The organism is Blautia massiliensis (ex Liu et al. 2021) (genome assembly GCF_052064225.1).
Taxonomy (GTDB): domain Bacteria; phylum Bacillota; class Clostridia; order Lachnospirales; family Lachnospiraceae; genus Blautia_A; species Blautia_A fusiformis.
Genome location: NZ_JBQHWA010000059.1, coordinates 1 through 7424, shown reverse-complemented (window position 1 = coordinate 7424; position 7424 = coordinate 1). Strand labels below are relative to the sequence as shown.

Genomic DNA, 7424 nt, shown 5'->3' with positions numbered 1-7424 from the left:
TTTCCTATTTAACGGAAACGCGATTTCCAATTAAGCGGATTAGCGATTTCCATACGCCGGACAGGTGATGGATTTCACCCCGGATTATTCACCAACTCCACAAAAGCGTTTTCCGTAAAAGTATAGTGCTGAGAAGATACTCCAAATGTCACTTTCCCCGGACGATTTGCAACATACCGATCCTCCAGCAGTTCCATCTGCTGTATCACCTGACGAGCATAACCTAGAAATTCAGCACCATCTTTTGTCAGAGTAATTCCGATTCTACTGCGGAGAAAAATAGTGATACCAGCCTCTTTTTCCGTTTCTTTGATGGAATTGGACAGACTTGGCTGTGATATAAAAAGCAGTTTTGCCGCTTCGGTAATAGAGCCAACTTCTGCTACCTTCAAAATATATTTTAATTGTTGAACCGTCATTTCTTCATCCTTTTTATTCTTCCAACTTCCCGATTTATCCCATAGTACCATTATCAGCGTACCTGCACCGATCAGTACAATTCATATAATCAGCATAAACGTAAAGCTCATGCTGTTAAGCTTTCGATCTTGATTTGGCTGTGAACTCTGCGATAACAACTTTGATGACCTCTACTGTCGATGCCATCTCTTCATTGATATTGAATTCACGACCCGTCTGATTTTTCATAAAGAGCGAAAGGCCTCGTATTTTCTCCTGCACATCCTCTGTTAATTCTGCACGGCCACGCCCAATCACAGATGCAAATGATGCTCCGTATTTGCAAGCTACATCTCCGCCGGATATAAGCTCAACATCACTTTCTACCTCAATGCACACATTTGGATTACTTCTGATCAGATCCAGCTTATGCCCTTCTTTTGCGCAGTGCATGTAGAAAATCAAGATACCCTCTGTATATTCGTATCCGTAGTGAAGTGGAACGATGTAGGGATAATCAGCATCAAACAAAGCAAGATGCAGGACTTTCGCTTTTTCAATAATCTGCAGAATTTCAATAATATTTGTTACTTCTCGATCTTTTCTTCTCATAGATAAATACCTAAAGAATCGTACACGATTCCTCCTTTTTTTAATTTCAAAATTATACAATTTGGAAGTTGTATCATCATTTATCTTTATCTTTTTTTGAAAAAATAAGACTGCCAGATATTCCAAAAGATATACCCAGACATATTCCAATTCCAATTCCAGCCATGCTATTTAATACGTTTATAAAAACAGCGTTCCAAAGTATTGCTGCGATTATTCCAATAGTGACTCCTATAATTATCTTTTTGCTGTTCATCAGCTTTATCCTCCAAATTCAGATTTCACAACATCGTTTCTAATACAGATTTTACCGTACTTTTTAATCTCAGTCCATCCTTTACCACTAGGCGATAGGAAAACTCTTCTGTCTCTGCTCCGCTGGCAAATATTTCATAGCAATACTTCGTAAGCACTTCCTCTTGTTCCAGAGACAGTGTTTGCAAAAGATTCATGTTAAGAAAAGCAGAGCAAGATTACGCAAGACTCCTTGATAAGAAACTTGGTGCTGAGCATAACACCCAACACCAAGTTTGTCTACAGTTATTCTGATACTTTATCAAAGAAAGCGATCATATAGAGCGGTAATGTAATTATTCCCTCTTCGCTGGTTCCTATATTTCCATCTATGAACTTATATCCATAGCTTATATCTTTATTATTTTTCATGATCGACTTTAGTGAATTTGCACGTGTATTTCCACTCTTGACCTCAATAGGAACTACTTTTCCATCTTTTTGAATGATTACATCAATTTCTTTTTTCGTTGTCTCATTTTTATAGAAATATAACTGATATCCCTTCTTATGAAGAGCATCTGCTACAGCACATTCAAATATTCCTCCTTTGGAATTTCCTGCCAAGGTATTTTCTATAATATGCTGCTTCAAGGAAAAATCTTTCATCGCCATCAGCAGCGACAAGTCCGTTGTATAAGCTCTGAAAAAATCATCTCTTGCATAATCATCCAGATCAAATCTTATATCTGTTACAAGTTTACACAAATACAACATATCTGCACGAAGTAACCATTCGATACTAGAAAAATACTTCTGTGCCCTGCCTCCATGCTCAACTTCTTTATATTGAAATTTATGATTTTCTTTATCCAATAACTGTTTCGCAAGGGAAAGGTAGCACTTCTCCGCTTTTACCTTTTCTTCAGCTGTAGCATAATGGGCTATATCATACTGATATCCCTGTAACAGGCTTCTCTGAATCCGGTCAACCTCCCTGAAATCTTTTGTATCTATATACTTCTGAACTGCTTCCGGCATACCACCTATAGCGACATACTGCCTAAAATATTTCATCATCTGAGAATGAATCGCCTCTGGAATAGCAGCTTTTGAACTAAGATATCCACAGAGATTCCTTATCATATCCTCAGAGATTCCCATTCCCCAAAGAAACTCCTCAAAATCTATTCCATACATTTTCAGATAATCAACATACCCAACCGGATAAGAAGAAGCACGTTTATAATCAATTCCTAAAAGTGATCCTGATGCAATGACATCAAATCTATTATCTAATGCCCAAAACTTAAGAGAAGTTATTGCTTCCTGACACTCCTGGATCTCATCCAGAAAAATCATAGTCTTTCCTGGAATAATCTTCTTTTCAGGAAAACGAAATCGCATAGCCATAACCATATTATCTACTGTTAGATCACCGGAAAAAATATCCATCGCAGAAGGTATCTGTTTAAAATTAATTTCAACAATTTCTTCATAGTTCTCTTCTGCAAATCTTTCAACTATATATGTTTTTCCTGTTTGTCTGGCTCCCTGAATCACAAGACATTTTTTGTTTTTTGAATCTACCCATTTTTTTATGTAATGCATCACTTTTCTTTTTAACATAAAATGCCTCCTGTTACCAAATAATATTTTTATCAAGAACAACTTTGTAACATTTTTAATTACTATATTTTTCATTATCAACATTTTAGAAATCAAAAATGTATATACATCAACATTTTGGAAAATAAAAATGTCCATACATCAACATTTTGGAAAATAAAAATGTCCATGCATCAACATTTTGGAGTATTATATCATTAATCAGGATATATTAAAAGACTTTTTTCTATCAAAAACCCTCATAATTGCAGTCTCCGATGTTTCCAAGGTACCGGCATTGTAACTCTCTTAATTATAAATATATGTATTTAATAATGAAAAATTTCAAACATTTTCTAATTCACTTTTCCTCATATAACTCCAATTTCCATCAGAAACCTGGCTATGTAAAAAGGGCGGCTCACCGCCGCCCTCGTTGTTAATATTCTGCACTCAATAGAAAATCTGCAATGTGCATACTCTTAATGCCTTGGTAATTGCCTCCGGCAAATTCATCGGTTCTTAAAACATACTTCGGATAGTTATCCCGGATTTCCAGCAGCCGTTCATATTCGCGCTTTTCTGTTTTTTCGGATTTAATCTCCTGTGTGACCTGCACATACAACCGGTCATTCTGCTTCTGCGCCACAAAATCGACCTCACCATCCGGCGTTTTTCCAATCGTCACGGTATATCCTCGTCTGCAAAGTTCCAGATACATCACATTTTCCAGACTGGACACGACGCTGTCTGGTGTGTAGCCCAGCGCGCTGTAACGCAAAGCGGTATCGGCAAGATAAAACTTCTCCTGCGTTTTCAGAATCTCCTTTCCGCGCAGGTCGTATCGAGAACAGCGATGAAGGAGATATGCTTTCTCCAGCTTTTCCAGATAGCTGTACACCGTTTCATTGTCGATAGAACGATGCTCTGATTTCAGATAATCAGAAATTGATTTTGCTGAGAATGAATTTCCCACATTCGCAAATGTGTACCGAACCACCCGTTCCAGCTGGTCGATCTTACGAATCTGGTTTCTCTTTACGATATCCGAGAAAATCGTGGAATTATAGATATCCCGGACAATCGTATAAACCTCATCCTGTGAATACTCTCGCAGGTGCGTTGCAGGAAAGCCGCCCAAGCGGATATAGTCTGCCAGTTCAGCATGGATATCCTTTACCTGTGTATACTGCTTTTTGAATTCCAGATATTCCTAAAACGAAAGCGTATAGATACGGAAGGAAACATATCGTCCGGTCAGGTAAGTCGCTATTTCCGAAGACATCATTCTGGAATTGGAGCCTGTCACATAAAGGTCAACATCATAATCCGTTGCCAGGGAGTTTACTACTTTCTCCCAGCCTTCAATTTCCTGAACCTCATCCAGAAAGAGATACGTTCTCCCAGTTGGAACAAGCTTTTCTTTAACACCTCTGTATTGGGAGAGATAAAAGCGGACATGATTTTAAAAAATTATGAAAAAATTTTGTTCCTCTACCTATAAAGCTTTTGAAAATATATTTACCAACCCTCTTTTGCAAGTTTTTTTCGCAAAAATGAACTATTCCCTCACTAATTGCAAGTTTCAGAGTATCTTTGGACGGTACTTTCGCAGAAAAATTTATTTTTCCTACTAATCACACATGGGAACTTGAAGAATGTCAGATGATTTTTTATAAAATCAAAAAAGAATCACTGACCGTTATAGTCAGTGCTTAGTGCTAGTTATTCTGCAAGGCTTTCTTAAAGATTCCACAGAACCTTTTACTTTTCATTTATATTTTGTGCAAAATCCCTATGACATTGAACCCCAATACTTGATAAAATAAATATGACATAAAATGTCGCTTATCCATTGTCAGACGGATAGGCGACATTTTTGTGTTTATATGAAATTTTTTATTATTTTTATAAGGAGGGCTTACTATGCCAAAAACAAAATTTCAGGAATTCATTTTTACCCTTATCACATCCGGCTGTATGATTTTTATCATGGGCGTTTATAATGTCGCCATCCACACCAGCGGACTTCAGGCTGCTACCTTCAAACACGCACTGCATTCTTTCCCATTGGAATGGTTCATCGGGCTTCTCTGTGCATTCTTCATTGCCAGCAAAACATCCAAATACTTCGCATTCCGCGTGGCAAAATCAACTGACCGACCAATCTTCATCATCCTCTGCATCCAGACCTTCACAGTCTGTACAATGGTGCCGCTTATGAGCCTGCTTGGAACCATCGAATCATCAGGAATCACTTCAAACCTGATTTTTATCTGGCTCCAGACCATTTGTCTAAATTTCATTATGGCTTACCCACTGCAGATCTTAGTTGTTGGTCCGTTCTGCCGCTTCATATTCCGTCACCTGTTCGCCTCCACCAACCAAGGAAATGAATCTAAAGTCGAAAACGAAATGGAACAGCAGGGATTTGCAGAATAATCTATTGATAATACCGTATACTATAGTGCCTCCTGTGAGTTATCTATTTGCACACAGGAGGTCTTATCATTTATTTTTCCATATTTCTATTTTCAAATGTAACTATCTTTTTCACACACCAGTCTTTCATAATCCAGGAATCCCCCTTATATATAAATCAGTTGCCTGCCTCCTGTAACAAACGGATCGAACCAAACTCCTGATTCTCAAACACCTCCATCATCTGCCTCGACTGTCCGCCATGACTGCTCACATCGGTATCATGGGTCTTCTGATTGAAATCCGTCATACCTGTTACCTCCTACTCAAATTTGTCTCGCCGGATTTCGGGCGAAAAAAATAGAGCCTCGACCCATTCTCGTTTTCAAAGAATGAGCCAATGCTCTATGTAACAGGATACCCGATATTATTTTTTTGCAGAATTCGTCAGAACTCATCAAACGAATCTGACACTGTTTTTTATTCCGTTTCAGCCGGATTTTTGCCGAAAATCTGTCAAGGATATGGAGCTAATTTCCCCTCCAAAATGACCTTCTGTAAACCCATCAAAATGGGCTGATTTGAAGTCAAATTTCCTCAAATTTCACATCGGAATAGGTGATTTCAGGCATAGAAAAAGCCCGGAAAATGGCATATTTCCGGGCTTTTTTAGCATTTTTAAGCTGTAGATTATCGCTTGCAGAACTGCGGAACCTATAAAATAAAGCTTTTACATCGTTTTGTGTGCTACATGTGTGTTACGAAAGAATATTTTCCAACACTGTAGGAAACGCATTTTTATTTATAATAGGTAGTCTTTTTTATTTTTTCTTTATCCTTGCGACATTAACCCTGCTTCATGCAATACAACTATAAAGGGTCTCCCCCAGCTTATTTATAATTATATCTTTACTCTTCCCGTCCGTATTGTTCTATGATATAATACTTTTGTTGTCCATCCGAAACCCGGCAACGGGAGGAGGTGAGTTCATATGGAAATCGTCATTTCTTTCCTTGTCTCCTGCACGGCAAGCATAGTCGCCTATTATGTTTGCAAATGGCTAGATAGAGGCAAGTAGGACAGCACTAACCTAGTAGTTTCTTGTCTACTATAATCAAACAAGAAGAAGCCCCCAGTATTGGCAGTACTGAGGGCTTCATTCTTTTTGTCCACATGGACTCGTCATTTCTTTTCGCCTATTGGCATTATATCATATGCGATTTTTCTTTGCAATATACTCAATATACTTTTTTAAGGTATTTCTGCTTATATGATATTTATTCATCAAGTCTATTTGTCTTATGCTACGATCTGTAAGAAACTTCTCTATATCCTTTTGAAGCTCCGGTGTCATCTTATCCAGCTGTCCGGTTTTTCGTCCACTTTTCTTTGAGCTTGCTTTTATTCCATCAGTAATCCTTTTTACTGTAATCTCTCGCTCTTTTTCAGCCCGATCCAATTCCGTTACCAATAACAACCGGATAACAAATTCCAGTGTCATACCACCTATAATATTTTCTTCTTTCATCTTATCCGCCGAGTTTTGCATCGACTTAATGTATTCAGTATTAAGTGTCGGATTATCAATAAATACCATTTCTACACCTTTATTAAGCAATTCCATATACTTTTTATATCCGTTATCACGTTCCCTGGTAAAACGGCATACATCTTTAAATATAATAGTATCGCCCATCTGTACATCAGATTCCAGTTCTTTCCATGCTTTACGATCAAAAGACTTACCGCTTGCATCATCTTTGTAGGTTCTTCTATCAGTGATTTCCGCATTATTTTCTTTTTGCCAACGCTCAATAGCTTGCTCTTGTCGTGTAAATTTCTGTTTTCCTCTTTCTTCTTTGGTACTGATTCTCATATAAGCAAATACTTTACACATACTATCTTCCCCTTTATAGTGTCATTTAAACTTAAGTTATTTTGATACCGTTATTATACTGTCATAATAACTATTTGTCAACTTATTTTGACACTTTTATGCAAAACTTGTTGTTGTTATGTTTAAATGACACTTAGGGGTATGTACTTATTACTTAAGATCTCAAACTTCCCACACCAATAAGGTGTGCTGAACCTTGAAAATCCAATATTTCAGCCAATAAAAAAGGCATAAATACAATCCTTTGGTATA

The 7424-nt window shown here is 37.5% G+C and carries 7 protein-coding genes and 2 pseudogenes; 1 reads left to right on the top strand and 8 read right to left on the bottom strand.

Annotated elements, in window-relative coordinates; all coding sequences use genetic code 11:
* Positions 1-77: 77 nt before the first annotated feature.
* The 6 genes and pseudogenes from ACTNDQ_RS15030 to ACTNDQ_RS15005 all read right to left on the bottom strand — a co-directional run.
* Positions 78-419: pseudogene (locus tag ACTNDQ_RS15030) on the bottom strand (LysR family transcriptional regulator); the annotation flags it as partial.
* Positions 420-534: 115 nt separating this feature from the next.
* Positions 535-1011, bottom strand: coding sequence for a pyridoxamine 5'-phosphate oxidase family protein (locus ACTNDQ_RS15025; RefSeq protein WP_441064964.1), 477 nt, complete (start codon positions 1009-1011; stop codon positions 535-537).
* 76 nt (positions 1012-1087) lie between these two features.
* A complete protein-coding gene (locus tag ACTNDQ_RS15020; RefSeq protein WP_441064963.1) occupies positions 1088-1267 on the bottom strand; it encodes a hypothetical protein in 180 nt (59 codons plus the stop codon).
* A 284-nt stretch (positions 1268-1551) separates the two neighbouring features.
* A complete protein-coding gene (locus ACTNDQ_RS15015) occupies positions 1552-2874 on the bottom strand; it encodes an ATP-binding protein (RefSeq protein WP_441064962.1) in 1323 nt (440 codons plus the stop codon).
* 418 nt (positions 2875-3292) lie between these two features.
* Positions 3293-3994, bottom strand: coding sequence for an ATP-binding protein (locus ACTNDQ_RS15010; protein ID WP_441064961.1), 702 nt, complete (start codon positions 3992-3994; stop codon positions 3293-3295).
* Between the two features lie 72 nt (positions 3995-4066).
* A pseudogene (locus ACTNDQ_RS15005) lies at positions 4067-4276 on the bottom strand (ATP-binding protein); the annotation flags it as partial.
* Between the two features lie 503 nt (positions 4277-4779).
* Between ACTNDQ_RS15005 and ACTNDQ_RS15000 the strand changes: the two are divergent.
* Positions 4780-5295 carry a DUF2798 domain-containing protein gene (locus ACTNDQ_RS15000; protein WP_441064960.1) on the top strand — a complete coding sequence of 172 codons (516 nt, stop codon included), beginning with the start codon at positions 4780-4782 and terminating at the stop codon, positions 5293-5295.
* A 157-nt stretch (positions 5296-5452) separates the two neighbouring features.
* Here the strand turns inward: ACTNDQ_RS15000 and ACTNDQ_RS14995 are convergent, their stop codons facing one another.
* Together ACTNDQ_RS14995 and ACTNDQ_RS14990 are read right to left on the bottom strand one after the other, a co-directional pair.
* Positions 5453-5584 carry a hypothetical protein gene (locus tag ACTNDQ_RS14995; protein WP_441064959.1) on the bottom strand — a complete coding sequence of 44 codons (132 nt, stop codon included), beginning with the start codon at positions 5582-5584 and terminating at the stop codon, positions 5453-5455.
* A gap of 901 nt (positions 5585-6485) precedes the next feature.
* Positions 6486-7172, bottom strand: coding sequence for a recombinase family protein (locus ACTNDQ_RS14990; protein ID WP_441064958.1), 687 nt, complete (start codon positions 7170-7172; stop codon positions 6486-6488).
* Between the last annotated feature and the right edge of the window lie 252 nt (positions 7173-7424).

Excerpts from the sequence above, each read along its gene's own strand:
- ACTNDQ_RS15025 (WP_441064964.1), bottom strand. The coding sequence starts at position 1,011 with ATGAGAAGAAAAGATCGAGAAGTAACAAATATTATTGAAATTCTGCAG.
- ACTNDQ_RS15020 (WP_441064963.1), bottom strand. The coding sequence starts at position 1,267 with ATGAACAGCAAAAAGATAATTATAGGAGTCACTATTGGAATAATCGCA.
- ACTNDQ_RS15015 (WP_441064962.1), bottom strand. The coding sequence starts at position 2,874 with ATGTTAAAAAGAAAAGTGATGCATTACATAAAAAAATGGGTAGATTCA.
- ACTNDQ_RS15000 (WP_441064960.1), top strand. The coding sequence starts at position 4,780 with ATGCCAAAAACAAAATTTCAGGAATTCATTTTTACCCTTATCACATCC.
- ACTNDQ_RS14995 (WP_441064959.1), bottom strand. The coding sequence starts at position 5,584 with ATGACGGATTTCAATCAGAAGACCCATGATACCGATGTGAGCAGTCAT.
- ACTNDQ_RS14990 (WP_441064958.1), bottom strand. The coding sequence starts at position 7,172 with ATGTGTAAAGTATTTGCTTATATGAGAATCAGTACCAAAGAAGAAAGA.